This window comes from Mucilaginibacter boryungensis (assembly GCF_015221995.1).
Taxonomy (GTDB): Bacteria; Bacteroidota; Bacteroidia; order Sphingobacteriales; family Sphingobacteriaceae; genus Mucilaginibacter; species Mucilaginibacter boryungensis.
The window spans coordinates 1,847,814-1,874,208 of the sequence record NZ_JADFFM010000001.1; the positions used below are offsets into that span (position 1 = coordinate 1,847,814).

A 26,395-nucleotide genomic window follows, 5' to 3' on the forward strand; every position below is an offset into this window, starting at 1 on the left:
TGACGGGCTTTTTTATGTATTAACTAAACCCCTGACAGCTTTTGCAGGTGCCCATACAACACAATATCTAATCCGTATACATCTGGTCTAACCTGCAGTTGTCCATTTTCGTCCTCCCAGCAGGTGATATAGGTAATATAAATAGGCATTTTCTTAGGCAGGGCAATATCAGTAGGTTCCGATTTGTCCTCGCTTACCAGTTTTTCAATCAAATTATATTTCTCACCATCGCCAAACAGGGCTTTGGCAAAATCAAGCGGTTTCTCAAGGCGAACACAGCCATGACTAACTGCACGCATGGTTTGATTAAAAGGTTCTTTTGCCGGTGTATCGTGCAGGTAAACGCTGCTTTTATTAGGAAAAAGGAATTTGATCTTACCTAACGCGTTATCGGAACCCGGTTGTTGTTTAAATGAATATTCAGATGCTGAGTTGTCATCCCAGGTAATAGTTTCGGGATCATCAACCAGCTTACCATCCTTATAAACGTTAATATTCTTATTAGATAGGTAGTAAGGGTCTTTTTGCGCTTCGGTAATGATTTCCTTACTGGCAATACTTTCTGGTATATTCCATACCGGGTTCACCTGCGCTTCGTTGATCATGCTGTTTAATTGCGGCGTTTCACGCGAGAACGGCCGGTCAACTTTATCGCTTTCATCATATTCTACAAGCGTATTGGTGTAGTCCTTGTTACGCCCTTCGCCTACGCAAACCTTCATGTTTAGTTCAGAATGGCCGCCGTTCATAATATTTAACTGAAAATCGGGTATGTTAACTATTACATAACGGTTTTCCGTAGGTTTGTTTTGCCATCTTAAACGTTCAAGGTTAACTACCAGCAAACGCTGGGTTTCCTGCCTGGTTAAACCCGGCGCAATATAATTGGCATCGGCCAGCGCTTTTTGTATGGCAATATATTGCGGGTTTTTGGGCTGTATGCTATCTAAATATGGTTTAAAACTACGCACATCAAATACATGGGTCATAAAAGTGCTGTCCGGACGTTTGGTTTGGGTAAAATAACGGGCATATATCCGGCGCGGATTGATCACACCAAATTGCATAGCGTTAGAATAATTAATTAATGAGTTTGCCAGCAACAACTCTAAATGGGCTATGTCACGATAGGCTTCATTTACATCCTTAATACCCTTTTTATTATAGAATGTATGCAGCAAAGTATCAATCTGCGCTGTTTGGAATATTTTGGGATCCAAGCCGTGGTTATTGGCATTGTTATAATAGGTTAAAAGGGTTTTAACATCATCGTTAGGGAAGTGTTCCATCACAAAAATAGGATCAAACCCGTTTTTGTGATAATAAGCGGAAATAGTATTGGCGTTATTTAGTTTGGATTTTTCCTGGTTCAGTACATCTTCAAAAACAGGGGCAAAGCCGTCGGGGGTAACATCCTTAAAAACCTTGTTGTTAGTTTTTTTAAATAATTGCGCACCCATATCCGAGCGGGCGGGCTTTTTACAACCTTGAAAAGTAAAAGTTGCAAGGAATAATAACACTGCATACACAGTGCAGTTATTTTTTTTAAATATATAGTTTATCATCAGTTGGGTTAATTACTGCTTATACATTATCAATGTTTATACCACAGCAAAAACCCGACGGTTTTAAAGCTATTTAGTTTATACCATTGTTATAAATACTATTTTGTCAGTTGTTAATTAAGTACACACAGTATTATAATTTAGGTCAGTATGCATAAATCAAAACTTCCTGAAGTGTGGCTGCGGGGGCCATTGCCAAACATACCGCAGTTGTTACAGCCTGTTGCCCATGCCTTGCTGCAATCGCGCGAAGAGGTAAATGAGATGTTAATCGATTTTCCAGAAAAAAGACTTTGGGATAAAGTATCCGGTCTTGCATCGGCCGGGTTTCACCTGCAGCATTTAACAGGTGTAATAGACAGGCTTTTTACTTATGCTGCCGGCAAAAAATTAAGCAATGAACAGTTGCAATACCTGGCAAAAGAAGGAAAGGATAACAGTGAAAGTATAGCAGCATTAATAAATTCTTTTAATATGCAGGTTGATAAAGCTATTGCGCAATTAAGTGCTACTGATGAAAACACACTTACTGAACAAAGGGGAGTAGGCCGCTCACAACTCCCATCGACTGTTATTGGCCTGTTGTTTCATGCTGCCGAGCATACCATGCGGCATACCGGGCAATTATTGGTTACAGTGCGGGTAACTACCCATACTAATCTCCCCAAAGGCGAGGAATAAAAAAAGCGCCAATATTAAATTGGCGCTTTCGTTATCTCTCCAAAGGAGAGGCGTTTACTTTATGAACAATAACTCCCTGAACTTAGGCAGTGGCCACATTGAGTCATCTATCAATTGCTCCAGTTTATCTACATGGTAGCGTATAGGCTGAAAGTAGGTTTTTACTTTCTCATCGTAGGCAATTGCTTTTTCGCGGCTGTCTTCAATAACGTTTGCTTTTTTACGTTCATCAATTAAATGTTCCACATTGCTTTTTATAAAGTTAACGTGTTCAGCAATTTTGGTGATGATATCAAGCTGGGCCGCGTAAGTTTCTTTAGGTAAGCCAAGGTCTTTTAACCCACGCACGTTTTCCACCAGTTTCGATTGATAGTTAATAGCCGTAGGGATAATTACGTTATTAACCAATTCGCCAATTACGCGGGCTTCAATTTGTAGTTTTTTATAAAAGCTCTCCAGCAAAATCTCATGGCGTGCCTGTGCTTCACGTTTGTTATAAACGCCGGTTTCATCAAACAAACGCTCTGTTTTGTCCGATAACAGCGCATCCAGGGCTTTGGGGGTAGTTTTAATATTGGTTAAACCACGTGCAACTGCCTCTTTTTCCCAATCCTCGCTATAGCCATTACCCTCAAACCTGATAGCTTTGGATTCTTTAATGCAGCGTTTAATAATAGTTAACAACGCAACATCTTTCTTCTCGCCTTTACGGATTAGCTTGTCCACATCATACTTAAACTTACGCAGCTGGTCGGCTACAATTAAATTTAGTATAGTCATTGGGTTAGCCGAATTGGCTGATGAACCTACCGCGCGTAATTCAAACTTGTTGCCGGTGAAGGCGAAAGGCGAGGTGCGGTTACGGTCGGTATTATCTTTAAATATCTGTGGTACCTTGGGTATGCCCTGCCATAATAGGCTATCGTCTTTTATTTTTTTACTGATGCGGGATGTTTCTATCTCGTCCAGCACATCGTTAAGCTGACTGCCTAAAAATATAGAGATAATAGCTGGCGGCGCTTCATTAGCGCCCAGGCGATGGTCGTTATTTACCGAAGCGATAGACGCGCGCAACAGGTCGGCATGTTCATACACCGCTTTTATTGTATTCACAAAAAATGTGAGGAACATCAGGTTGTTTTTAGGTGTTTTGCCCGGCGATAACAGGTTTTTGCCTGTATTGGTAATCATCGACCAATTGTTGTGCTTACCCGAACCGTTAATGCCCTGGTATGGCTTTTCGTGCAGCAGTACCTTAAAATTATGGCGTTTGGCCACACGGTCCATCAAATCCATTAACAATTGGTTATGATCGATAGCCAGGTTTATTTCCTCGTAAACAGGTGCGCATTCAAACTGAGAAGGCGCAACCTCGTTATGGCGGGTTTTTAATGGTATGCCTAATAATAAGGCCTCGGTTTCCATATCCTGCATGTAGGCATAAACGCGCTCGGGTATCGAACCAAAGTAATGATCTTCTAACTGCTGGTTTTTAGCCGACATGTGGCCAAACAGCGTACGCCCGGTAAGGTATAAGTCGGGGCGTGCATTATATAAGGCAAGGTCAACCAGGAAATACTCCTGTTCAATACCCAGCGATGGATTTACTTTTTCAATGCTTTTATCAAAATAATGGCAAACATCAACCGCGGCCTTATCCAGTACGCTCAGTGTTTTTAAAAGCGGTACCTTATAATCTAACGCCTCGCCGGTGTATGAAACAAATACGGTAGGGATACACAAGGTGCGCCCCATAATAAAAGCAGGGGATGAGGGATCCCAGGCAGTGTAGCCGCGGGCTTCAAAGGTATTACGTATACCGCCGCTTGGGAAACTGGAAGCATCGGGCTCTTGTTGGGCAAGGGCAGCGCCACTAAACCGCTCAATTACACCATCTTCGGCGGGTTCAAAAAAGGCATCGTGTTTTTCAGCGGTAGAGCCGGTTAACGGCTGAAACCAGTGTGTATAATGCGTAGCGCCTTTCCCAATGGCCCAGCTTTTCATGGCTGATGCTATTTGTTCGGCGGTTTCACGCGGGATAGGTTCGCCATCGCCGGTTGAATTGATAATGCTCAGGTAAGCATCGTTTGATAAATATTCTTTTAGTTTCTTGTTATCGAAAACATTTGCGCCAAAATAATCGGAAATTTTGCTTGACGGGGGTTTTACTTCGGGAATTGTTCGTGTTAGTACCGTTTCGAGGGCTTTAAATCTGAAATTCATCATTTTTTTAGGTAATTGATAATCAAAAATAAGCTAATCTGATTATAAACCTTAAAAAATCGGATAAAAATCGAAAAAAAATCTACCAGGGCTGGCCCATTTCATATCAATATTTTAATCACACCTATATAATACTGTACATTGTTGCTATAAAATCTATAGAAAACATGGATTTTATGTGATAATATCATAGTAAATTGGCTTATTTTAAAATATTGCTTATTTTCTTTCCGATTTTTTAATGATATGTGAATATACGGTCTATTTGTGGTTGTTATTTTAATGAAATGATAAAAGTTTATTAATTTGATGTTATTTATTCGTTATTTTTTTGGTTAAATGAAAATATATCTATAATTTCAGGAAAAAATTAGAGAATTTGATTATAAAAATTGAAAAATGTATCATTTTGATAATTTTAAATCATATTTTTAATACAAAAACTCAAAATATTCTCTAATTTTAAATTATAGTAAGTGTTATTTTATAGTTTTATTAAGTTTTGTAAATATTTAATCGTTCACATATCATTCTAACTAACTAAATTTAAAAACAATGGAAGTAAACTTCACAAAAAGCAAACTCTTCGACTCGTTTCGACAGCTGACACGAGAGAAATGGGCACTTGGTGCAACAATTTTTTCGGGGAAGATCCTGGGGCTATTTATTGTAATTATTGCTATGATGGTAGTACCTGGCCTCATTTCAACATCTGCACATGCAGCCGATACTTATACGGCTCACGAAACATCAATGATCAATACGGTTAATACCATATGGACATTGGTGGCTGCGTTTTTAGTATTCGGTATGCAAGCCGGATTTGTGATGCTGGAAGCTGGTTTTGCACGTAAGCGCGAAACCGTTAACATTTTGATGGAGTGTATTTTTGATACTTGCCTTTGCGGTATTTTGTTTTGGGCTATAGGCTACGCATTTATGTTTGGCAGCGGCAACGGATTTATTGGTTGGGGTGGTGCCGACGGCAAAACCTGGTTCTTTTTACAAAATACGCCACTTACTTATGGCAGCACAGGTATCCCTGTATTAGCACACTGGATTTTCCAATACGCTTTTGCTGATACCTGCTCAACAATTGTATCCGGCGCAATGATCGGCCGTACAAGTTTCCGTGGAGATATACTTTACAGTATTGGTATCACTGGCTTTATCTACCCAATTTTAGGTCACTGGGCATGGGGCCCCGATGGCTGGTTAGTAGCCAAAGGTTTCCTTGATTTTGCTGGTTCTACAGTGGTTCACACTATTGGCGGTATCGCTTCATTAGTTGGTGCAATGGTTTTAGGCCCACGGCTAGGGCGGATATTTAAACGCGATGGCGGAGGCATGCCAGCCCCGCACAACCTTACCATTGCCGCAGTTGGTGGTTTCCTGCTTTGGTTTGGCTGGTATGGGTTTAACCCGGGTAGTACCTTATCTGCCATGGACGGACAAGGTATAGGCCGTGTAGCTGCCAATACTACTTTAGCTGCCTGCGCAGGCGGTATAGTGGCCATGTATTTTGCACTATGGTTTGGCGATACTAAAGGGAAATTTGATGTTGGCTTTACAGTTAACGGTTTCCTTGCAGGTTTAGTTGCTATTACAGCTTCGTGCTATTGGGTTAGTCCGCTTGGCGCTATATTATTAGGTGCAATATCGGGTGTTATTGTTTATTACGGTACACTTGCTTTAGAGTACTTCCGTATAGACGATCCGGTTGGTGCTGTTCCTGTACACGGCTTAAATGGTATCTGGGGTACCTTATCAATAGGCTTTTTTGCCTGCGGTAAATATGGTTTCACCGGCCCAACCGGACCAGATGATTCTAAACCGGTTACCGGCTTATTTTACGGTGGTGGTACCGAGCAGTTAATGCACCAGTTAGTAGGTAGTGCAAGCATCACTTTTGCCACATTTGCTATAGCTGGTATTATGATGTTTGTAATTGGTAAGTTCCCTTATCCATGGAAACTACGTGTAGAAGAGCATGGCGAACTAATGAAAGGCGGCATCGACGTATTTGAGCATGGTACTTCAGCTTACCCTGATCAGGAAGATGACGAAGTAAGCCTTAGCGGTTTATTCGAATCGGGTGTTAAAGCACCGTTAGCATAAAATGATATGACAGATCTGTACGGATAAGCAATTATCCGTACAGTTTCTTACACATCATAATATATTACTATCAGCTGCTTGCATGCAATGCTTTATACCGCCCAAAAAGCAAGCAGTTAATTTTTGATTTGTTACACCTTGTTTTAACCGGAAAACGACCGGCAGGGGTGAGCCATGTCAAATTTATTCAACAAAATTCATTCAACCCTTTAACAATTAAATATGAAAACCAAACAATTACTTTTACTTGCACTTTCAGCGTTTGTTTACACTGCACAGGCGCAGGACGCGGCTAAACCGGCCCCGGCCGATCCGCCTTTAACTATAACAGGCTCGGTTGATACTTATTATAAGTATGATTTTTCGGGCCATCAAAACATCCCTACAAGTTTCGCAACCGACCAGAATTCTGTATCTATCGGCATGATAGACCTGGGTTTAAAAAAGAAAGTTGGCAAAGCAGCTTTTGTAGGTGAATTGGCATTTGGCCCAAGGGGGCAGTATCAGTCTATCCCAAATGGTGATGGTACCGCTGCTAATGCGAACAATTCATTCCATATCCAGAATTTGTACGTATCGTACGATCTGACCGATAAATTCAATTTAACAGCAGGCTATATGGCTACATTTGTTGGGTACGAAGTAATTAGCCCTACAGGTAACTTTAATTATTCAACTTCATACCTGTTTACTTCAGGCCCTTTCCAGAATGCAGGTTTTAAAGCTACTTATTCATTTTCTGATAAAGTTAGTTTGATGGCGGGCATATTTAACGATAACTGGAATACCTACACTGCAAATAAAGACGTTTCAACTTTCGGCGCTCAGTTAATGATTGCCCCGGTAAAAGGCTGGACAGCATATTTTAACCTGGCAACCGGCCCTTCGTCAGGGACTATATTTGACCTGACAACTGCTTATCAAATAACCGACGCGTTTAAATTAGGTTTAAATGGTGCTACCTATACCCCTGCACATGGCGGCGGTGGTTACGATGGTGTTGCCCTTTATCCGCAATATGGCGTATCTAAAGATGTTACACTGGGCTTACGTTACGAGTATTTTGAACTTAAAGCGATTGGTACTACCCCAAAAGAACATATTTCAGGACTTACCTTTACAGCTAACTTAAAAGCAGGGCCACTTACCTTTATCCCTGAAGTTAGGTTTGACAGCTGGGGCGATAAAACTTACACATCATTTACAGATAGCAAAGGCTTAGCCACAACTTCAGCCTCGCAGTTTTCATTAGCTGCAGTATATGCTTTCTAATAAAACCTTATTATAAGTTAACTATAGCCGCCTCGCAATACGGGGCGGCTTTTTTATCTTTATACCATGAAAAATATTTTTTTGATACTGGCCTGCTGTTTTTTAGTTAAAACATCAATCGCTCAAACCGGGCAGTTAACGCTTGATGAGCGTAATAAATACATTTTTTACCAGGTTGTAGATAAGCCGGCAGTATCTGCTGACACTTTGTTTAACCGATGCCTGGCAGGGTACAGATCAAGGTATTTAAAATCGTTTTCAAAGATTGCCGTGGTGGGCAAACAATCAATTACTATTAAGTCAGCGTTTATTGTATATAGTAACGCGGGTTTAACTAAACATGAAGACGGCGATATGGCCTATGTAATGAATATTGAATTTAAAGAGGGTAAATATCGTTACTGGTTGACAGATTTTGTTTATTACCCGTATCAGCGTAATAGGTACGGCGTTTCCGAACGCAGCCCGGGAGTAGAGGTACCTCTGGAGCGCTTAAAAGACAAAGCAGGCACCAAAACTTTTGACAATTATGCAGACCAAATTGTGAAGCTTGGTATTAAAGAAGGTGAAGAAATTGCTTTATACCTGGCTACTCCGCAAAAAAAGACCACAACAACACCTAAAATAAATACGCGCAACTGGTAACTAAATTATTAGTTTGAAAGAGATTTGTTTGTTTATTTAATAAACTAATAATTTAGTTTATGTTTTATTGAAATAGTATGAAAAGTGCAATTTTTCGCAATATGATGTAATTGTATAGCGTTAAATAAGAAATTTAATTTCAACCATCATGCTAATTTCAGAATTTGATTTGTACAAGCGCGAGTGGCTTTCGCTTGTATTTAAGAACCGTAACCAACAATATGGCGCTTATGAACTAAGGAGCCATTATGGTAGTACAATGGTAAGGGCAATGGCTATAACATTTTTTAGTGTAGCGGCCTTTGGTATTACGGAAACAGTTATCTCGCGCAGCAAACCAATAGAACCCGGGCCTGATTTAGTGAGGGTGGTGCCGGTGACACTGCCTGATGACAAAGTTTATAAGATGCCGGAAAAGCATAAAGAGGCAGCTAAACCCAAGCAAGAAGTAAAACAGCAACCGCCTGCTGCAGCCAAACCGGTATCTACGCAAAATATTAATTATAAGCCTGTAGAGGATAATAAAGTAACCGAAGACCCTAAGCCAGTGGATCCAAACATTGCCAGCGGCACGGTGGATTTAAAGGTGGAAGGGAGCCCTGTAGGCACAAACGCGCCATTAGTAACTGAAGGGGTAAAGGGCGGAACAGGCACCGGAGAGGATAACGGAGAAAAAGGTATTAACGAAGTACAAGTTATGCCCGAGCCAGTTGGCGGAGTGAACGCCTGGTCTAAATTCCTGCAAAAGAACTTGCGTTATCCTATTATGGCACAGGAAGCCGGCGCCAGTGGTAAAGTATTTATGAGTTTTATTATTGAAAAGGACGGCCATCTGTCAGATATTACGGTAATGCGTAAGGTAGGGTATGGGTTTGATGAAGAAGCAACCCGTGTACTTAAAATAGCACCAGCCTGGAAACCCGGGATGCAAAATGGTCAGCCTGTACGGGTACGGTATACCATCCCTATTAATTTCCAGTTAACAGATCAGTAAATAGGTAATGTTAAAGGCCAAAGCAGGGATACCGCTTTGGCCTTTGCTTATATGGCTGTATAATATTCTTCTTTTTCGGTAGTGTGAATACTGATAACACCCGATAAGACCAGGTTAACCAATATCCGCTGGGCATTTTTACGGCTAATAGTAAGCAGTTTACAAAACTCCTTAATATCTATCCGGTTATGCTCCTGCAAATATCCCAGTAAGGCCTTTTCATTGGCCGAATATTCAATCAATACGCCCTGCTCATCGGCCGACCTTTTTAGTACGTCAACCACAATTTTACTGGCCAGTACACTTTTATCTTTCACCCGCACATATACCCACCATTTGCCGTCTTCGCCAAGGGCATAGTGTGGTTTAGTATCGCTGCTTTCAATATTCACTATCAATACCAACTTATCATCTACATACACTTCTTCAAAAACGGGTTCAAGTGCGGGGCGTATGTATTGCTGATTAGCTTTAGTGATCATATACTTCTCTTCATCCTCATACTTTACACCCGGTATCGATCCATCATCGGCAACGCCAATTAGTAACCGCCCACCCTTATTATTGGCAAACGCCACCATCGTTTTAGCTATCTTATCGCAACGGGTTATGGTCTTTTTAAAGTCTAAGGAAACCCCCTCGCCTTCAAAGATCAGCTTTTTAATATTCATCTCTATTTCTCTCTTCCTTAGTTTTGGGTAAGATAAGGGGAGAAGATCTCCATCCATCTTTCCGGGTTGGTAATAACGGTAAACCCAAATTGCTGATACAAACCATGTGCATCGGCCGTAGCTAACGACCATCGGCGTAAGCCCTGCAGATCGGGGTGTTCACGTATGGTTTGCATTAACCATTTTGATAATCCCTGGCCACGATATTCATTAAGCACAAACACGTCAGCTAAATACGCAAAAGTAGCTTTATCGCTTATTATCCTTGCGAAACCTATTTGTTTATCGTAATGATAAACACCAAAGCACATAGAATTTACTATTGCTATACGCAGCCTATCTGCGGGTATCCCTTTAGCCCAATACGATTCCTTGTCAAGGTAATGATATATCGTATCAAAGTCAAGCAGGTTTTGATCTGTGGAGATACTAAACCCTTTTTTATGATACGCCTCGTCGTTAATGATCACTTTCATAAATTATGATAATAAACGTGCATACGCTTCAGATTGTACCGTAGCGCATAGTTCGTTGTCATTATTAAATATTTCGATGGTAAAGGTGCGGATAAATTTACCCTCGCTTAGTAATATTTGCTCGGCTTCCAAAATAGTTGCATCATCTATACTAATACTAAAATGCAGGTTTTTGTGTGCCGGTTTTAAATATTGTACCTGGGCCGATTTAAGCCACACAATTACATTATGCCCCCGTCGCAAAAATATCTGATGAAAAAGCAAAGGGTAAAAAGGGTCGGCTGCCGAAAATATAGTGCCCCCGAAAATAGAGTTATTGTAATTTTTGTTAAAAATGCTTTTACTAACCTTTACTTCGACCCCCTTAAAACCCTTGGCAAACGATTTTACCCAAATGCGCTGAAAAAACAACGGCGGATAAAAGCGGATGGCCCATTTTAAGGCATTTTCTGAAATTGGCATGGCGCCTAAATATCATAAAAAAATTATGGAATGAATAATTTTGCCGGTACTAATACACCAATTTATATCCTATCCCCCTGATATTAATGATCTGCACGTTGGGGTCGGCATTCAGGTGTTTGCGCAGCCGGGTTACAAAAACATCAAGACTGCGCGCGTTAAAAAAGTTATCATCGCCCCAAATGGTATTCAGTAAAATACCTTTAGGCACCACCTGGTGTTTGTTTTTATATAACAGGCTAAGTAATTCGCTTTCCCTTGCAGTAATTCCCCACTTGTTTATGCCATGGGCAATGGTATTACGGCCGGCATCAAACAACAGGTTGCCTATTTCATAACTATTGTTTTTGCTGATGTTATCTGGCACCAACATACGGTTTGATGTAAGCAATACCTTTATACGGATGATCAGTTCTTCTACACTGAAGGGCTTTTTTAAATAATCGTTGGCGCCCAGTTCAAAGCCGGTTATTACATCCTTGGTTTGTGAACGCGCCGTGAGAAAGATAATAGGGGTTTGGGTATCGGTAGCCCTGATCCTTTTCGCCACTTCAAACCCGTCCATTTTTGGCATCATTACATCCAGCACCAGTATATGCGGCGCGTGTTGATAATAGTTTTGCAAAGCCTGTTCGCCATCGGCGGATAGTATCACTTTATAATCGCGGTCTTCTAAACTTTCCCTTACAATGTGGGCCAGCGATAACTCATCCTCGGCAAGCAGTATCTTTATTTTATCCATTGCTTAAAGGTAATGAAACGATAAATTCGGTGCCGGCACCTATTTCACTTTTTGCTATTACATTGCCACCGTGTGCTTCAATAATATGTTTAACATAACTTAAGCCCAAACCCGTGCCTTTTACATTATGCACATTGCCCGTAGGGACGCGATAAAATTTATCAAATATCATACTCAGGTTAGCCGCCGCTATGCCAATGCCATTATCCTTAACGGAAAAGCAGACGAAGCCACCTTGCTGATAACAGGTGATAGCAATATCGACCGTATTGCCGGCATATTTGATGGCATTATCAACCAAATTATTTAGCACGTTGCGAAAATGGAACAGGTCGGCATCAACGGTGTTTATTCCATCCTTATTTAAATAGGTGATGTTTACTTCTTTACCAATTTGTATTTGTTCGGTGTTAATAATATCATTTATTACCTCATTAATGTCCACCTGTACTTTATGAAGCTGTATTTCCTTATTTTCAAAAGTAGCAATATTCAATACCTTGGTTACCAAATCATTCAAGCGATTTAATTCATTGCGCGATGTTTGCAGGTAGCGTTGTGTTTTTTCGGTATCATTCAATGCGTTAAACTTTTGCAGCCCTTCAATGGCTACGGTAATTGTGGCTATCGGGGTTTTCAGCTCGTGCGTCATGTTGTTGATGAAATCGTCTTTCAGATCGGCCAGTTTTTTTTGCTGAAGAATAATGCGGATGGTATACGCAAACGATACGGCGGTGAGTATAATGAGCAATACCGAAGCAATAAGTGTAAACGCCATTGCTTTTAACACCGCATATTTTGAACCTTTAAAAATGGCCTGCAGGTACAAAGGCGGTTTGTTGGCAGAAAGCCCAAATATGCGCATACCGTAGTATTTGTATTCCTGTTCGGTAGTTGCACTGGGCCGCGTTGTGGTATCTATAATAGCATGATGCTCTGAAAGGTTTAAGTAATACGGTGCGTTGATATGTTGAATTTTCAAAGCGGCATCGAAATATTTTTGCAATTTCAGCCGTTCGGTTTGCAGGTAATTAGCTGCCAATACACCTATTCCCCTGCGCTGAAATTGGCCGCCGCGTGCAAGAAAAGTATCCCTGGCGGCACCTTTATATTTATCCATAATCATCTTCATATGGGCTTTATTAACAGGATCGCCCATATCTACTGTGGTTAAAACCCCCCAAAGGGATTGCATGGTAGTTGGCACGTAAAACGACATTTCGGTCAGCACCTCCGGCACTGTTGCTTTATGCTTGATCATCCGTTTATAGAAATCCCAGCGCCTGTTATCAATAGCTATAGTTGGCGATAAAATTTCGCCCGACAAAGGATCGATCGATATTTTTGACTTATCCGGAATTGCTATATAGGAACGTTGCGCGATGAGATTTTTTTTTGGCGGCAATGTAACGGTGGAATTTGCCAACGGACCAGGTTTAGTTAATGTGATGACTGTGCCGTTTTTACCTACAAGATATTTTGGGGAATTTGCAAAGATGTCTTTTGGAGTGATGGTTACGGGCTTAGCGGCCAGGGGGGCAAACATCCGTAAAGGGGTTATAGTCCTGTTCACTGGAATTAGTCCAAGCATGCCACCCGTCGGAGTGCTCATGTAAATGTTATAGGAGAAAAAAGGCCCCTTTGCATCCGTGAACGTTGTGGAGGTAGTATCTACTTTGATTTTGATTTGGCTGGTATCACTCAGCCGTTTTACCATCATCACCCGTATCGAATCAAAATACCTTTTCTTGCAACTGTCCAACGCCTGCTGCATGGCTATATCAATTTTATTTTCGAATGTTTTTTTGTTGACATAATAAGCATTCACTGTCCAGTACAGCTGAAAAGCAACTATAGCGATCAATGAAAGCGATACCAGCCCGAATGCAATTTTTAATTTCTTTTCCATTATGAATATTAGCCTGGATAAAGGTATTTATCCCATAGTGAATTTGCTTATTCTGTTAACACACATTAACATAAAGTAAGGGATTTTAATTAAATCACTATTTGTAACTTTTTTGCTTTAAATGAAAAATGGATGAAAATTTTTAAACAAAGTACCATGGTTCACGTTTTAGGTTTATGTTACTTAACAGAATAGTTTATCAGTTATTTAATACCTATGAAAAAGCAAATTTTAAGTTTAGCCCTTGTGGCGACGATAATCGGGTCAATTGCAGCGGGCTGCAGTTCCAATAAAGCAGCAAGTGGCACAGACAGTGCAAGAGTGGATTCGGCAAAAATGAGTGCGCCGGCTAAAACCGATACCACCATGCGGACCGATACCATGAAAAAGGATACCACCAAAACGCCGCCAAAAATGTAAAGATCAGTTCATAAAAAAAGAGGCTGTCTCAGAAGTCCGAGAACAGCCTCTTTTTCTTTAACTTATTCGGATGGAGGTGGTAGAGAGCGTTTCGCACAAACGATTCTCAGAACCTTGATTTTACTTATGAGACAATCTCTTTTTTTTAGGTTCTTCTATCTGGTGTAATACAGCAAAACTGCGCCGCATGCGAACGGTTTACAGTTCACAAGTTTCAGCTCTAAATCGTTTTTTAAAGGATTAAAAGTTTGCTGTCCGTTACCAAGTTCAGCAGGGTTTACGAATAAATAAAACTCGTCAACCAAATCATGCTGAATTAATGAGGATGCAAACGAGTCGCCCCCATAAACAATAATATCTTTTCCGTTTTTGTTTTTCAAAACTTTTATTTCCTCTTTTATATCGCCGCTTATAATTGTTGTATTGTCCCACTTGCTGACCTTGAGCGTATTTGAAAAAACGGCATTAGGAATCTCTTTGAATAACTTTCCCAATTGATGCTCGGTATCGTTGGGGTTGCTTGCTACTTCGGCCCAATATGGAATAAAACCCTCTGCTGTTTTTCGTCCATGTAAAATGCAGTCAACACTCTTAAGGTTGTCGATACTAAAATTCGACATTCCGCTGTCCCATTTGTTATCAAGTAAAATATTCATTTGTAATTTTAACTTTCTCATGTCGATCCATTTTATGGTTAGTTGATATTTCAAAGTTACATGGTCGATGACTACAGGAAAAGGCAAAATCACGACATTTTAACGTTATGATTACGACATTTTAAGAAAGTTGCCATCGCAATTACACATTCGCTTTAAAATAAAAAAGAGGCTATCCTTTTGAGACAGCCTCTTTTTCATTTTAATATTGTCTTAGTACTTCAAATGCTTTATCAGGCATGCCAATAGGGGCTCCCGGCGGCATCTCCAAAGCGGGTTGAGGCTGGAATTTATCTGGTGATTTCTCAAATTCCTCAATTTCCGATAACCCCAATAGTAGCGAAGCTTTTTGCTTGGCTTCAGCGCTCGTCGCTTTGCCCTTCATCCATTCCTCCAGGTCATGCACTTTTAACAAAGCTTCGCCGCGCACGTTTTCGCCGGTATGGGTATCGGCAGCTAACGATAACAGGTGTTTTAACATCAGGTTATTCACCAGTATTTGCAATTCTCCTTTGTAGCCTGGTAATAATGGGGCCTTCCATGTTTTATCCAGCATCTTATCCAATACCGGTAATAAGCCAGGCTGTTTGCTGTCGCGGGCGTTGTATTCAATTAAGCGGGCCGCCCGTTCACTGTTCAGCATATAATCAATAGTTGTTTCTGCAGCAGTTTCGGCAGCAGCAATAGGGTCAAAGGTTGGCCCGGTATGTCCGCCAAAAGTTTCCACACTTCCCGGGTAACCTGTAGGGCGCGGCGGAATTTTCTGTATCAGGCCTTCAGGCAATGCCAAAGCATCCGGGGTAATAGTGGCCATCATGGCATCAAATGCACGCCATTGCTCGGCAGGGTCAACCATCTTAGTAGGTTCCTGTCCATCGTTTTTAAGCGCATGGGTAAAATATAGGCCACCAATTGATTTGGCTACTGCTTCTAACTGATAACGATGTAACAGATACATGGGCACCAGTACTTCTTCTATAGTAGACATCGGCGCATTTTCGCGGATGGCCTTTTCAGAAAAATTATCCAATACTTTGCGCCTGATGCTCATTAACTTATTAAGCTGATCAATAGGGTTTACGCCATCATCCCATTGGTTGGACATGGGGTGCACGTAGCCGCCAATATCAGGGATATATTTGTACCCATCGGCCAGGGTTTGTTTCATAATTTTGTCCAGCGCGTTGTTTTCGTCTACATTTTTAGGAAAATCGGAATAGCCCCAAATGATAGCCCGTTTGTCCCAGCTGCCAATACCTTTTGCATAAGCGTTGCTAATGTCGATAGTGCCGTCGGCTTTCATATCAAAGCGCGGGAAGGGATAATCCATTACCGATGCGCGGTCTTTAGGGCTTGCAGCAAAGTTGTGCGTTAAACCTAATGTGTGGCCAATTTCGTGCGCCGATAATTGCCTGATGCGGGCCAGCGCCATTTCTTCCATTTTTTTGCTAACCGGTTTGCCATCCTCATAGGGTTGTAACAAGCCTTCAGCAATCAGGTAATCTTCACGGTGCCTGTCAGACCCTAAGGTAACTACCCCTTTAATAATTTCACCGGTACGTGGATCGATGTAGGATGAGCCGTAAGAGAATGCCCGGTTTGGCGTACCCGAACGGGTAACCCAGTTAACCACATTATAACGGATATCCATCGGGTCAGCACCTTCAGGCAGTTCCTTAACTATAAAAGCATTTTTATAGCCAGCTGCCTCAAAAGCCTGGTTCCACCAGCTACCGCCTTCTATCAAAGCTTTTTTAATAATAGGCTGCGCCCCGCGGTCGATATAGTATACAATCGGCTCAACCGGCTCGCTTACTGATGCCGACGGGTCTTTTTTGATCAACCTGTGGCGTTCAATGAATTTTTTTGTGATCGGTTCGCTCATAGGTGCAGCAAAATCCATGTACTGGAAGTTAAAGAAGCCCGAGCGGGGATCGAACTTACGCATTTTATAACCGGGTTCAGGCAGTTCAATAAAGGCCTGGTGCTCGTTCAGTGTAACCGAAGTAGGGTCGGGGGCAACACCGCCGCCCCTACGCCCGCCGCCGCCCGAACCTGCAAAGGTTAACATAGCTTCAAATTCGGAGTTTTTAGGAAAGTTTTTGGTATTATCCATATACACAACCGAACGGGTATCATCTAAACGGTAACCTCCGCCTGCGCCGCCACCACCGCGGTTTCCTGCAGCCTGCGCCGTACCTGGATTTCCACTGCCGCTGCCCAGGCCGTCGCCAACGTGCATTACATCGCGTACTACAAATGGGGTAAAATCAATTAACACCTTATCGCCCTCAATGGCCGCCGGACTAAAGCCGAACAGTACAGATTTGGCAAAGTTATGCTCAACCGCTTTCACTTCGTCAGGGTTACCATTTACAGCGCGGTAATTAGTTACCGGTTGAACTAATAACACTTTTGGGCCAACTTTCTCAAACTTTACAATAACAGACGACGCCTGGCCACGCTCGGCGCCGCCATTGCCCACACCATCTACTAACGAACTGAAATAAAGAAACTCGGTGTTAAACTTGTCAATCTCCAAATAAATTTTGCCGGTTTTATCGTCGTAGTAGAAATTAAAGTAGCCATCAAATTTTTTTAAGTTTTGAGTAATTGATGAGATTGAAGTAGCGGGGCCATTAGTATTACCACCAGGTTGCCTGTTTTGAGCGTTCACAAGTGTCAATGATCCTAATGCGGTACAAAAAAATAGTAAAATTTTTTTCATGTGCTGATTAATTGGGGTTAGTATGCATAAAAGTGAAAATTTGATCAGTCGCGTATCGTAAACTTAATGATATTTATGCTCTGTGTGGGTTTTTTGTTAAATAATCATGTATATGTTACACTTTATTGCCATTTTGATATTTTAATCTTTCCGATAAGCATAGCGATGGTATTTAACTTCGCCGCTATTTTTATAATAAGTATCAACAATACCACAAAAAATTACTCAATTTGCAGGTTCAAAAACTGACGGTTTTTATCCATGAAAAAAATAACTGAAAGCAACGCTGCCGCATATACCTTAATACTCATTGCTGTTACATTTTTGATCCGTATATGGATAGCCGCTTACACGGGGTTGGGCATTGGCGAATCTTATTATTTTCGCGGCGCGTTGAACCTTAACTTAAGTTATTTCGATCAACCGCCATTGTTTTTTTGGCTCAGTGGGGTAAGTGTTAAATTGTTAGGCTTGAATAATCTTGGCCTCCGTTTTCCGGCAGTGCTATTGTTTGCTGGCACCAGCTGGCTGCTGTTTCTTATCACCCGAAGGTTCTTTAACGTGCGCGCCGGTTTCTGGGCCGTGGTAATGATGAATTTAAGCGCGGTATTTACCATAGCTATTGCCTGCTGGTTTCAACCTGATGCCCCGCTGATGTTTTTTTGGCTGGCCAGCGCCTACGTGATGGTCCAGATCATGTTCGACCCGCAAAACGACAAGCCCAATGTTAATTATCATACTAAAAAAATATACCTGCTGTGGATATTGGTCGGCATATTAATGGGGCTGGCCACACTAAGCAAATACCATGTAATATTCCTGTTTGCTGGTGTATTTATATTTGTAGGTACAAATAGAAACCAGCGCCACTGGTTAACACATCCAGGGCCATACCTGGCTATTGTAATTGCCTTTATATTCGCGTTGCCGGTATTGCTGTGGAACTATCATAACAATTGGGTATCCTTTGTATTCCAGGGTTCCCGTGCAGGCACAGGCGAGAAATTTCAACTGCATCCCGAATGGTTTTTACGTAGCATAGCCGGGCAGGCATTATGGTTACTGCCATGGGTTTGGTATCCGCTGGTAGTGCAGCTTGTAAAATCGTACAAAAATCGCAGCAAACAGGTTTACAGCTTTAATTTTTGGATAGCCATATTGCCATTGGTGTTTTTTACGGTGGTAACGCTATGGTCAAACCTGCAATACCATTTTCACTGGCAGGCACCAGGGTATATGATGTTGTTTATCCCCCTGGGGTATGCGATAGACCAGAAATTAAATGGCCCGGTGAAAGAGGGCAGGGGCACACGTCGCTTAATACGCTTTTCTGTTTGTTTTACGGTGATCACTATTGGTGTATTGAGTCTGCATATGGTTACCGGTTTCTGGCAATGGTACGGCCCTAAATGGATAGTTAAAACCGCCCATGGCGATAATGTAGACCCTACCATCCAGGGTGTGGATTATGACGATATAAAAGTACGCTTTGAGAAAGAGGGCTGGCTGAATAACCCGCGGATATTTACCGGCGCTACCCGCTGGTGGCTAACCGGGAAAGTGGATTGGGCAATGCGTGGCCAAAAACCTATTATTTGCTTTAGTGATGACCCGCGTAACCTGGCATTTTTAGTTGATCCTAATAAATTGATAGGGCAGGATGCCGTATTGATAGGGCAGGAACACGAAGAAAGCATCAACGCTGATGCTAAGCCTTTTTTTGATGAGGTAAAGCAACTACCTGATATTGCCATTATGCGCAGCGGTAGGGACGAATTGCACCTGCAGGTATACTACTGCAGGAATTTCCACCTACCAAAAACTCCCCGGAATGACCTGCCATTGTACCATCAGCTTACCGGCAGGCCACCGTTTGGAAAGTAGCAAGGGTATATTTATGCCAATGGAACATCATATCATGGTAAAATGAGTTATCCCGCCGCCAATATGTTGGTTTATATTTGAATACTGGTTAGCCAGCCATAATAAACCATACTGATATGAAATTCAAACTTATTATGCTTTTAACGGCGATAGCGCTGCAAAAAAGTTATGCCCAGTTACCTGAAGTTTTTTTACTTAACCCAACGCATATGGCCGCTAAAAAAGCAGCCTATAAAAATAATGATGCACAGGTAAAAGCGCAGGTGGATAGGGTTGTGAAAATAGCCGACGAACATTTAGCTGATAAGCCGGCATCGGTAATGGAAAAATCGTTGACACCGCCAAACGGCAGCAAGCACGATTATATGAGCATGGCGCCATATTTTTGGCCAGATCCATCAAAAGCCGATGGCCTGCCTTATATCCGTAAAGATGGGCAGCGTAACCCCGAGATCAAAAAAATTATAGACCATGCCTTGTTAAGCGATTTGGAAACCCGCTGTAAATACCTGTCCCTGGCTTACTATTTTACGCATGATGAAAAATATGCTGTTAAGACAAATGATCTGTTAAAGGTTTGGTTTATTGATGCGGATACCCGTATGAACCCTAATCTTAATTACGCCCAGGCTGTTCGTGGTGTAAATGATGGCAGGGGTATAGGAATTATTGAGACCCGTGCTTTGGCCAACCTGGCCGACTGGATGGGTTTACTGGCCGGATCAAAATCATTTCCGGCACAAAACCTGGCTGCTATAAAGGATTGGTATAAGCAATACCTAAACTGGATGACTACCAGCAAAAACGGAAAGGACGAGCATAACGCTAAGAACAATCATGGTACGCATTACGATGTTCAGGAAATAACGTTTGCGCTATTTACCGGCAATAACGAACTGGCAAAACAAGTATTAAATGCTGCCAAAAAACGTATAGACCTGCAAATTGAACCAAACGGCGAGCAAAAACTGGAACTGGAGCGCACCAACGCCCTCGGCTACAGCACCATGAATTTGGATGGTTGGGTAAACATGGCTATGCTGGGCGATAGGGCTGGCGTAGACCTATGGAACTATACATCGACCGATGGCCGTAGTATTAAAAAAGCCATAGATTGGCTAATGCCTTACGCGTTGGGAACCCAGCCATTCAAATACCAGCAGATCAACCCCTATAATAAAGATGAGTTTTATCGCCCAGTGCTGTTGATGGGCTTAGCCACAAAAGATCAGTCGTATTTAAAAACTGCTGCCATCTTGCGCAAAAACGAGTCATACTTAACCGACCTGCTTTATAATTAACCGCATTATGAATTACATCTTTAAAACTTTTGCGTGTTGTTTACTTTTTGCAGCAGTTATAAATAACAACGCCAATGCCCAGGCTAAAAGCCAGTGGGTGTATGCAGATAACCATGGTAAACTGATGTATAAAACCTTGCCGAAAGGCGATAAGATCATGGATTTCTCCTATGCAGGTTATATGGGCGGTGGTGTAGCGCTGCCATTGGTGCCGGTTAAAATAACATTGAACGCGGTAAGTGGCGATAATACTAATGCAATTCAATCGGCAATTGACCAGGTAGCCCAAATGCCACTTATCAATGGTTTTAGGGGCGCGGTTTTGCTGAATAAGGGTACTTTTTATTGCGAGCGCCCTATTAATATTAATGCCAGCGGTGTAGTATTGCGCGGCAGCGGTCAGGATGATAAGGGTACCATTATAAATATGACCGGCGCCCCGCATGTATGTTTAACAGTAAAGAACAGGCCGGTAATAAAAAATATAGGTGAAACATTAGCCGTTGCAGATGCTTATGTGCCCGCTGGAACAAATGTTTTTACGTTAAGCGCTACTACAGGTTTAGCTGTGGGTGATACGATATCGATTACCAAACCGGTAACAGACAGCTGGGTGTCCTTTATGGGGATGGATCAGTTAACGCGCGATAGTAAAAAGCAAACCTGGATAACCGGCGAGATTAGCACCGAACGTGTTATTACTGCTATTGCCGGCCGCAAGGTTACGGTTGATGTACCTTTTAACGATAATTATGATACTAAATATTTAGGTGCAGGCAAGGTATTGGTTAGTAAGATAAGCACAACCGGTATGATAGCGCAAGCGGGATTTGAGAGTTTGCGTATTGTATCGCCTGAGCAAACGGGGACTATTAACGAGAAACATAATGCTGCTATTAACTTAAGCGGGCTTACGGATGGTTGGGTAAAGGATATAACCGTTTACAATACAGTAAACAGCGTAGGCATTACGGGTAGCCGTATTACCGTGCAGCGTTTAAATATTATTCATAACCTGGCCACTACCGGGGCCGCTAAACCTGCTGATTTAAACGGCAGCGGCCCGCAACTATTGTTTGACCATTGCACCATAACCGGGGATAATGTTTTCTTTTTTGCAACGGGCGCCAAAGTAAATGGCCCGATAGTATTGTTAAACTGTATATTTAAAGGTAATGGCTGGATCCAGCCGCATCAGCGCTGGGCCACCGGTTTATTGGTTGATAATTGTGAAGTGCCAAATGGCGGTATCGATTTCATGAACCGTGGGGCAATGGGATCGGGCCATGGCTGGGCTATAGGCTGGGCCGTAGCCTGGAATTGTAAAGCTAAATCGTACCTAAACCAGCAACCGCCCGGAGCGGCCAATTGGGTTATAGGCAGCAGGGGAGAGCAACAAAGAAGGGACGTGCCGTTTATTAAAGGATCGGCCATGGTACCCGAAGGTATTTACGATTCGCATGACGTACCTGTTACACCACAAAGCCTTTATCTATCCCAACTAAAAGAAAGAAAAGGGGCGCAGGCTGTGAAAAATTTGGGGTATTGGTTGTGGTGATTGATAGTGAACAAGATTAGAGATTAGTTAGTCAAAGATTAGGCGGAATACCCCTGAATAACTAATCTTTAATCTCCAATCTCTAATTAACTGATTCCTACCTCGCCTTATTCAACCCATCGGTACAAGAAGCGTCGTCCGGTTTGATCAAGAGGCCTTTTTCAAAATATGCCCTTGCTTCACTTTTTTTGCCGGCCATTAAATACGACCAGCCTAACATTTGGTTGCCGTCATAATCAAATGGATAAAGGGTTACCACTTTACTAAAGTACCTAATAGCGGGTTCAAACTGTTTACGGTTATAGCAAATAATACCTGTCCAGTAATTAGCCTGAGTGTTTTGCGGATCTATTTTTAATATCACATTATATTGATCCAAAACCTTATCCCAGCTTTCCAGTAACGATAAAGGTTTAATATAGCCAAATCTTGCCTCTATAGCGTTTGGTCGCAACGCAACGGCTTTTTGATAATAATTTTGCGATGAAGTATAGTTTTTATTTAAAAAATATAGCCAGCCCAAACGTAAATTAACTTCATAATTATTATCTGCATAAAAAGGCATAATATCTGTAATGGCTGCCTGATAACTTTTCTTCGCCTCATCAACGTAGCTGTTATGGAAAGCTTTTTGCATTGCCGAAGCGCTGCCTTGCGCATGAAGCGAATTGGCGGTCAGTAATAATGCTGCAGCAAAAAGTAATTTCTTTAAAATTTCCATGTAAATCCTCCGGTTATTGAATGTTGATTATAATTGTTATTTAAATAAAAATCCTGCTTTTGTTCAAAAGCATAATTAAGGTAAACTACAGCGTGCTTGTTCAAGGGGAAAAAAGCAGTACCACCTGCCTTAAATTTGGTGACATCTATGGAATTATACACATATAATGCATCAGCTTCCAGGTAATTATCCATTTTGCCAAACCCCGCGTTAGCCTCAAGCCATAATTTATTAACTACTTTAAAACCCAAAGTTTGATTAAAAATTGTTTGTTGCACATCCCCGCTTTGTACGGAAAGCCGGCTAACGGTATATAGGTTTAAATTACCCAGTGGGTAAATACTTAGTTGCCCGTTATATTGCTGGGTGACAATATTACTGATGCTGCTAAAATCAGCATCGGCCTGAACGGCAAAATAATAGCCCCAATACTTTAACCCTACAAGGCCCACATGGTTTTGATAAGTGGTAGTACCGTAGCTTGTGTTTAGGTAATGATAGGCGCCTAATACTGTTAAGTTGCTGTTAACAGCTAAACCAAGTTTACCATAATATTCAAATTGCGAATCGGAATAAGTAGCACTGCCGCCTTGATTAACTAATGGCCCGCCGGGTATTTGTATGGCAATAGGGTTGTTGGATGTAATAGACTGATTATAATAACCTACAGATTGTTCCAGTTGCAATTGCCAACCCAGGCGGTTACTTAAAAACACGCGGGTATAGTTGCCGGTACCACGGTTGGCATTAGCCGACGTTTTTACACTGTTTTCCAGCCCCGCTTCCAATAGGCCAAAAGACGATATCTGCTCGTTTTTCAGCGTAAGGGTGTCAACATAACCGGCATGGTATGATGCACCATTGTTATTGCCCAGGTACTTGTTACATAAGTAACTAAAATAATGAGCAGTTTGATTCCGGGAATCGTCCTTCAGCACATGGCTGTAGTCGCCTAAAGCGCCGGCGTAGTTTCCGGTCATAAACTTTGCATAGGCCATGCGTAAACGCAATATAGGGTAGTCAACCCCGGCGTTAATGGCATTATTGCCAAGCTCCACCAACGATTTCCAGTCGCCGGCTGTATACCTGGCATAGGTGGTGCTATCTACCTGCTGAAAGCTGGTAGTTTGGGCTTTGGCTATAAAACTAAAGCCAATTATTGCCAGCATTAAAAAATATTTTCTGTTTGCCATTGTGCGGTTATTTTGGTTCCGTTTAAATTAATGCTGAATGATTGCAGCCCGCTATCAGTAATATTAATGCTGGCATTCATTATTTTCTTTTTATTGTCCAGCACTTGTTTATAACCAGCGGCGTGAATGGTTAGCTGCTGATGCTGGTAAATGCTGTAACTTTGGTATGTGCGTTTTATATATTGGTAGAACGGCGCTATTATATCGTGTAGCCATATCCCGGTTTGCAAGTTTTTTAATTGTAATGGGTAGGCATCGGTAGCAACCACGTTATTATCGGCTGTAAATACCACTTTGTAAGCCGCTAAATAAAAGTAGTAAAGTAATGAGCTGCTATCGCCATAAAAACCTGTAAAATAAAAGGCAGTACCATTGTTAATGAAATAGATGGTTGCCCCGGTTTCTTTACTGGTAATATAGGAATGATTATAGGCATCGGTAAATACTTCTACCGTTTCGGTTTTACTATTACTGCCTATTACTTTAGCTGTGTAGCCGGGTTGCCAGGTAAAGGCTTGCTTTAACTGGGTGTTTATATCAACTGTTTCCAGCACCATACCTTCTGTTGGTATCTCAAAACTATGTAGTTTTTGCCTCTCACTGTCACCGCTGATATAATACGCAAAAGGATAAGCTAACGTTTTTGAACTTATATAAGGGGTTACCTGGGCCTGGAAGTGTAAGTGTGGTTCAGGCGAACGACCGGAGTTGCCGCAAAGGCCAAGCAAGTCGCCTTGCTTTACATAATCACCAATCTTGACTTTTATAGAGTTTTGTTTCAGGTGCGATACTTTGGTATAAAAGCCTGTGGCGTGTTTTATTACTACGGTATTCCCCCAGTTTTGCTCTGTATTTACCTGCCCGATCTCGTTATCGTGAATATGATTAACTACATCTTCAATCACACCATCGGCGCAAGCCAGAACAGGTTTATTAAAGCAGTAAAAGTGTTCCGGCCGTGTACCGGGACTTTTAAATGTTATCTTATCCTCGTCCATGATTACAAAATCCAGGGCTTGTCCCCATTCGTCTTTATGGGTAATGCCGCCGTTGTAACCCTGAGATACCGTCCAACTGCCTATAAAAGGCAGGTTTAAACGCAAGTATTGCAAATCTTGTAAGCGTTCCCGCCCATTAAGGTATTGGTAAAGATTGATCTCGGGCGAGTAATGCTGTATGGGCGTTAGTTGCAGTTTCCCCGGGTTAACCCTTAGCATAAAGAAATAAAGCAAAGCAATAGTAAGCAAACAGAACGGTAATGAGAATATGGGTAGGTTGTGCACACCCAATACGCGCGTAAGTGCATTAACTAACAAAAATGTAACCGGGACAGCAACAACGGCCCATAAAAAGGAGCGTGCTGATGGGATAAGAAAAAAGCTGCCAATCCCTAACGACACCATCATAAAGTTAGCGCCTAAATGGTAATGGCTGATCCCATCTGGGTATACCCCGGTAAGGTGATTGAACAGGCAGGCTGTAACAAAGCCAATAATTAGTAAACTGAACCCAATGCGCGAATGGATAAACAACCCGATACTCATTACCATACCCGCTATAATGCTATTTTGAAAGAATATGGAGCTAACCGAACGGAAAAACAGATCGGGATAATATCCGAGGCTTATTTTGTCAATACTCGCCAGGAAATTGGTGACAGAGGCGCTGCCCCCGGCATATAGTTCGGTAAGCAGATAGCTTTCCTTTTGCTGTAACCCCATGCTTGCATACCCATTCGCGGCCAATAACACCAGCCAAAAGCTCACAATAAAAGGGATGGACAGCACAGGCAAGTCGTATTTACCAAACCAGGCGGTTAGTACAACCGTAAGTGTTACGGTTAACAAACAGGCCGCAACAAGCCAAAGCCAGAACGGGGTGTTTAAATGATAGAATGTACCAAAACCAATACCCAGCAATAACGAGTTAAAACTATATAACCCGGTTTGTATGCTTTCGCGATGATAGCCCATTAGACTTACTAAGGCGATAGACGCACAGGTGCAAAGTAAGCCTGCCAAACCTGCCTCTGGGTTAAAAAAAGATACCAGTAACAAAAGCACAGCCAGCACCCGGTTCTGTGAAAAAAACAGGATGGCATAGCTGTTTAATATCGATTTAATAGTATATAATATATTCTTTTTCACTTATTTACTTTTGTTACGGTAAATATACT

At 41.8% G+C, this 26,395-nt stretch carries 21 protein-coding genes; 9 read left to right on the forward strand and 12 right to left on the reverse strand.

The window, feature by feature from the left end:
* Positions 1–23: 23 nt before the first annotated feature.
* Positions 24–1,565, reverse strand: a complete 1,542-nt coding sequence (locus IRJ18_RS07755) for a L,D-transpeptidase scaffold domain-containing protein (RefSeq protein ID WP_194105620.1) — start codon at positions 1,563–1,565, stop codon at positions 24–26.
* A 150-nt stretch (positions 1,566–1,715) separates the two neighbouring features.
* Between IRJ18_RS07755 and IRJ18_RS07760 the strand changes: the two genes are divergently transcribed.
* On the forward strand, positions 1,716–2,246 hold the full coding sequence (locus tag IRJ18_RS07760) for a DinB family protein (protein ID WP_194105621.1): 531 nt from the start codon (positions 1,716–1,718) through the stop codon (positions 2,244–2,246).
* A 54-nt stretch (positions 2,247–2,300) separates the two neighbouring features.
* On the opposite strand, the gene IRJ18_RS07765 is transcribed toward IRJ18_RS07760, so the two are convergent.
* Entirely contained in the window at positions 2,301–4,472 is a 2,172-nt protein-coding gene (locus tag IRJ18_RS07765) for a glutamine synthetase III family protein (RefSeq protein ID WP_194105622.1), read from the reverse strand.
* A gap of 552 nt (positions 4,473–5,024) precedes the next feature.
* On the opposite strand from IRJ18_RS07765, the gene IRJ18_RS07770 reads away from it, so the two are divergent.
* From IRJ18_RS07770 to IRJ18_RS07785, 4 genes are all read left to right on the forward strand, one after another.
* Positions 5,025–6,587, forward strand: coding sequence for an ammonium transporter (locus IRJ18_RS07770; RefSeq protein WP_194105623.1), 1,563 nt, complete (start codon positions 5,025–5,027; stop codon positions 6,585–6,587).
* 222 nt (positions 6,588–6,809) lie between these two features.
* Positions 6,810–7,859 (forward strand): porin, encoded by a 1,050-nt coding sequence (locus IRJ18_RS07775; protein WP_194105624.1) that lies wholly within the window; start codon positions 6,810–6,812, stop codon positions 7,857–7,859.
* 66 nt (positions 7,860–7,925) lie between these two features.
* Positions 7,926–8,504: a DUF4468 domain-containing protein gene (locus IRJ18_RS07780; protein ID WP_194105625.1), complete on the forward strand. Its 579-nt coding sequence runs from the start codon at positions 7,926–7,928 to the stop codon at positions 8,502–8,504.
* A gap of 148 nt (positions 8,505–8,652) precedes the next feature.
* Positions 8,653–9,498, forward strand: a complete 846-nt coding sequence (locus IRJ18_RS07785; protein ID WP_194105626.1) for an energy transducer TonB — start codon at positions 8,653–8,655, stop codon at positions 9,496–9,498.
* 47 nt (positions 9,499–9,545) lie between these two features.
* Here the strand turns inward: IRJ18_RS07785 and IRJ18_RS07790 are convergent, their stop codons facing one another.
* From IRJ18_RS07790 to IRJ18_RS07810, 5 genes are read right to left on the reverse strand one after another with little or no spacing between them, the layout of a single operon-like run.
* Positions 9,546–10,169, reverse strand: coding sequence for an RNA-binding domain-containing protein (locus IRJ18_RS07790; protein ID WP_194105627.1), 624 nt, complete (start codon positions 10,167–10,169; stop codon positions 9,546–9,548).
* A 17-nt stretch (positions 10,170–10,186) separates the two neighbouring features.
* A complete protein-coding gene (locus IRJ18_RS07795; RefSeq protein WP_194105628.1) occupies positions 10,187–10,645 on the reverse strand; it encodes a GNAT family N-acetyltransferase in 459 nt (152 codons plus the stop codon).
* Positions 10,646–10,648: 3 nt separating this feature from the next.
* On the reverse strand, positions 10,649–11,107 hold the full coding sequence (locus tag IRJ18_RS07800) for a PaaI family thioesterase (protein ID WP_194105629.1): 459 nt from the start codon (positions 11,105–11,107) through the stop codon (positions 10,649–10,651).
* A gap of 49 nt (positions 11,108–11,156) precedes the next feature.
* The gene (locus tag IRJ18_RS07805; RefSeq protein ID WP_194105630.1) at positions 11,157–11,849 is read right to left on the reverse strand and encodes a response regulator transcription factor; all 693 of its coding nucleotides are present in this window, start codon (positions 11,847–11,849) and stop codon (positions 11,157–11,159) included.
* Complete coding sequence (locus IRJ18_RS07810; RefSeq protein ID WP_194105631.1) at positions 11,842–13,758, reverse strand: sensor histidine kinase; 1,917 nt, start codon at positions 13,756–13,758, stop codon at positions 11,842–11,844. The genes IRJ18_RS07805 and IRJ18_RS07810 overlap by 8 nt, the downstream gene beginning before the upstream one ends.
* 216 nt (positions 13,759–13,974) lie before the next feature.
* On the opposite strand from IRJ18_RS07810, the gene IRJ18_RS07815 reads away from it, so the two are divergent.
* A complete protein-coding gene (locus tag IRJ18_RS07815; RefSeq protein ID WP_194105632.1) occupies positions 13,975–14,178 on the forward strand; it encodes a hypothetical protein in 204 nt (67 codons plus the stop codon).
* A gap of 155 nt (positions 14,179–14,333) precedes the next feature.
* Here the strand turns inward: IRJ18_RS07815 and IRJ18_RS07820 are convergent, their stop codons facing one another.
* A complete protein-coding gene (locus tag IRJ18_RS07820; protein WP_194105633.1) occupies positions 14,334–14,855 on the reverse strand; it encodes a dihydrofolate reductase family protein in 522 nt (173 codons plus the stop codon).
* Between the two features lie 181 nt (positions 14,856–15,036).
* Complete coding sequence (locus tag IRJ18_RS07825; RefSeq protein ID WP_194105634.1) at positions 15,037–17,562, reverse strand: zinc-dependent metalloprotease; 2,526 nt, start codon at positions 17,560–17,562, stop codon at positions 15,037–15,039.
* A gap of 261 nt (positions 17,563–17,823) precedes the next feature.
* Between IRJ18_RS07825 and IRJ18_RS07830 the strand changes: the two genes are divergently transcribed.
* The 3 genes from IRJ18_RS07830 to IRJ18_RS07840 all read left to right on the forward strand — a co-directional run bounded on the left by IRJ18_RS07830 (position 17,824) and on the right by IRJ18_RS07840 (position 22,305).
* Positions 17,824–19,446: an ArnT family glycosyltransferase gene (locus tag IRJ18_RS07830; RefSeq protein WP_194105635.1), complete on the forward strand. Its 1,623-nt coding sequence runs from the start codon at positions 17,824–17,826 to the stop codon at positions 19,444–19,446.
* A gap of 116 nt (positions 19,447–19,562) precedes the next feature.
* Complete coding sequence (locus tag IRJ18_RS07835) at positions 19,563–20,747, forward strand: alginate lyase family protein (RefSeq protein WP_194105636.1); 1,185 nt, start codon at positions 19,563–19,565, stop codon at positions 20,745–20,747.
* Between the two features lie 7 nt (positions 20,748–20,754).
* On the forward strand, positions 20,755–22,305 hold the full coding sequence (locus IRJ18_RS07840) for a hypothetical protein (RefSeq protein ID WP_194105637.1): 1,551 nt from the start codon (positions 20,755–20,757) through the stop codon (positions 22,303–22,305).
* A 97-nt stretch (positions 22,306–22,402) separates the two neighbouring features.
* Here IRJ18_RS07840 and IRJ18_RS07845 read toward each other — a convergent pair whose 3' ends face one another.
* From IRJ18_RS07845 to IRJ18_RS21210, 3 genes are read right to left on the reverse strand one after another with little or no spacing between them, the layout of a single operon-like run.
* Entirely contained in the window at positions 22,403–23,026 is a 624-nt protein-coding gene (locus tag IRJ18_RS07845) for a tetratricopeptide repeat protein (protein ID WP_194105638.1), read from the reverse strand.
* Positions 23,014–24,219 carry a hypothetical protein gene (locus tag IRJ18_RS07850; protein WP_194105639.1) on the reverse strand — a complete coding sequence of 402 codons (1,206 nt, stop codon included), beginning with the start codon at positions 24,217–24,219 and terminating at the stop codon, positions 23,014–23,016. The genes IRJ18_RS07845 and IRJ18_RS07850 overlap by 13 nt, the downstream gene beginning before the upstream one ends.
* Positions 24,195–26,366: an urea transporter gene (locus IRJ18_RS21210; protein WP_194105640.1), complete on the reverse strand. Its 2,172-nt coding sequence runs from the start codon at positions 26,364–26,366 to the stop codon at positions 24,195–24,197. The genes IRJ18_RS07850 and IRJ18_RS21210 overlap by 25 nt, the downstream gene beginning before the upstream one ends.
* Positions 26,367–26,395: the final 29 nt, after the last annotated feature.

What these genes read in the sequence shown, in the direction of transcription:
- IRJ18_RS07795 (WP_194105628.1), bottom strand. Translation starts at nt 10,645, where the DNA reads ATGAAAGTGATCATTAACGACGAGGCGTATCATAAAAAAGGGTTTAGT.
- IRJ18_RS07850 (WP_194105639.1), bottom strand. Translation starts at nt 24,219, where the DNA reads ATGGCAAACAGAAAATATTTTTTAATGCTGGCAATAATTGGCTTTAGT.
- IRJ18_RS07800 (WP_194105629.1), bottom strand. Translation starts at nt 11,107, where the DNA reads ATGCCAATTTCAGAAAATGCCTTAAAATGGGCCATCCGCTTTTATCCG.
- IRJ18_RS07840 (WP_194105637.1), top strand. Translation starts at nt 20,755, where the DNA reads ATGAATTACATCTTTAAAACTTTTGCGTGTTGTTTACTTTTTGCAGCA.
- IRJ18_RS07810 (WP_194105631.1), bottom strand. Translation starts at nt 13,758, where the DNA reads ATGGAAAAGAAATTAAAAATTGCATTCGGGCTGGTATCGCTTTCATTG.
- IRJ18_RS07770 (WP_194105623.1), top strand. Translation starts at nt 5,025, where the DNA reads ATGGAAGTAAACTTCACAAAAAGCAAACTCTTCGACTCGTTTCGACAG.
- IRJ18_RS07790 (WP_194105627.1), bottom strand. Translation starts at nt 10,169, where the DNA reads ATGAATATTAAAAAGCTGATCTTTGAAGGCGAGGGGGTTTCCTTAGAC.
- IRJ18_RS07755 (WP_194105620.1), bottom strand. Translation starts at nt 1,565, where the DNA reads ATGATAAACTATATATTTAAAAAAAATAACTGCACTGTGTATGCAGTG.
- IRJ18_RS07820 (WP_194105633.1), bottom strand. Translation starts at nt 14,855, where the DNA reads ATGAGAAAGTTAAAATTACAAATGAATATTTTACTTGATAACAAATGG.
- IRJ18_RS07830 (WP_194105635.1), top strand. Translation starts at nt 17,824, where the DNA reads ATGAAAAAAATAACTGAAAGCAACGCTGCCGCATATACCTTAATACTC.
- IRJ18_RS07835 (WP_194105636.1), top strand. Translation starts at nt 19,563, where the DNA reads ATGAAATTCAAACTTATTATGCTTTTAACGGCGATAGCGCTGCAAAAA.
- IRJ18_RS07765 (WP_194105622.1), bottom strand. Translation starts at nt 4,472, where the DNA reads ATGATGAATTTCAGATTTAAAGCCCTCGAAACGGTACTAACACGAACA.
- IRJ18_RS07825 (WP_194105634.1), bottom strand. Translation starts at nt 17,562, where the DNA reads ATGAAAAAAATTTTACTATTTTTTTGTACCGCATTAGGATCATTGACA.
- IRJ18_RS07845 (WP_194105638.1), bottom strand. Translation starts at nt 23,026, where the DNA reads ATGGAAATTTTAAAGAAATTACTTTTTGCTGCAGCATTATTACTGACC.
- IRJ18_RS07815 (WP_194105632.1), top strand. Translation starts at nt 13,975, where the DNA reads ATGAAAAAGCAAATTTTAAGTTTAGCCCTTGTGGCGACGATAATCGGG.
- IRJ18_RS07775 (WP_194105624.1), top strand. Translation starts at nt 6,810, where the DNA reads ATGAAAACCAAACAATTACTTTTACTTGCACTTTCAGCGTTTGTTTAC.
- IRJ18_RS07805 (WP_194105630.1), bottom strand. Translation starts at nt 11,849, where the DNA reads ATGGATAAAATAAAGATACTGCTTGCCGAGGATGAGTTATCGCTGGCC.
- IRJ18_RS07760 (WP_194105621.1), top strand. Translation starts at nt 1,716, where the DNA reads ATGCATAAATCAAAACTTCCTGAAGTGTGGCTGCGGGGGCCATTGCCA.
- IRJ18_RS07785 (WP_194105626.1), top strand. Translation starts at nt 8,653, where the DNA reads ATGCTAATTTCAGAATTTGATTTGTACAAGCGCGAGTGGCTTTCGCTT.
- IRJ18_RS07780 (WP_194105625.1), top strand. Translation starts at nt 7,926, where the DNA reads ATGAAAAATATTTTTTTGATACTGGCCTGCTGTTTTTTAGTTAAAACA.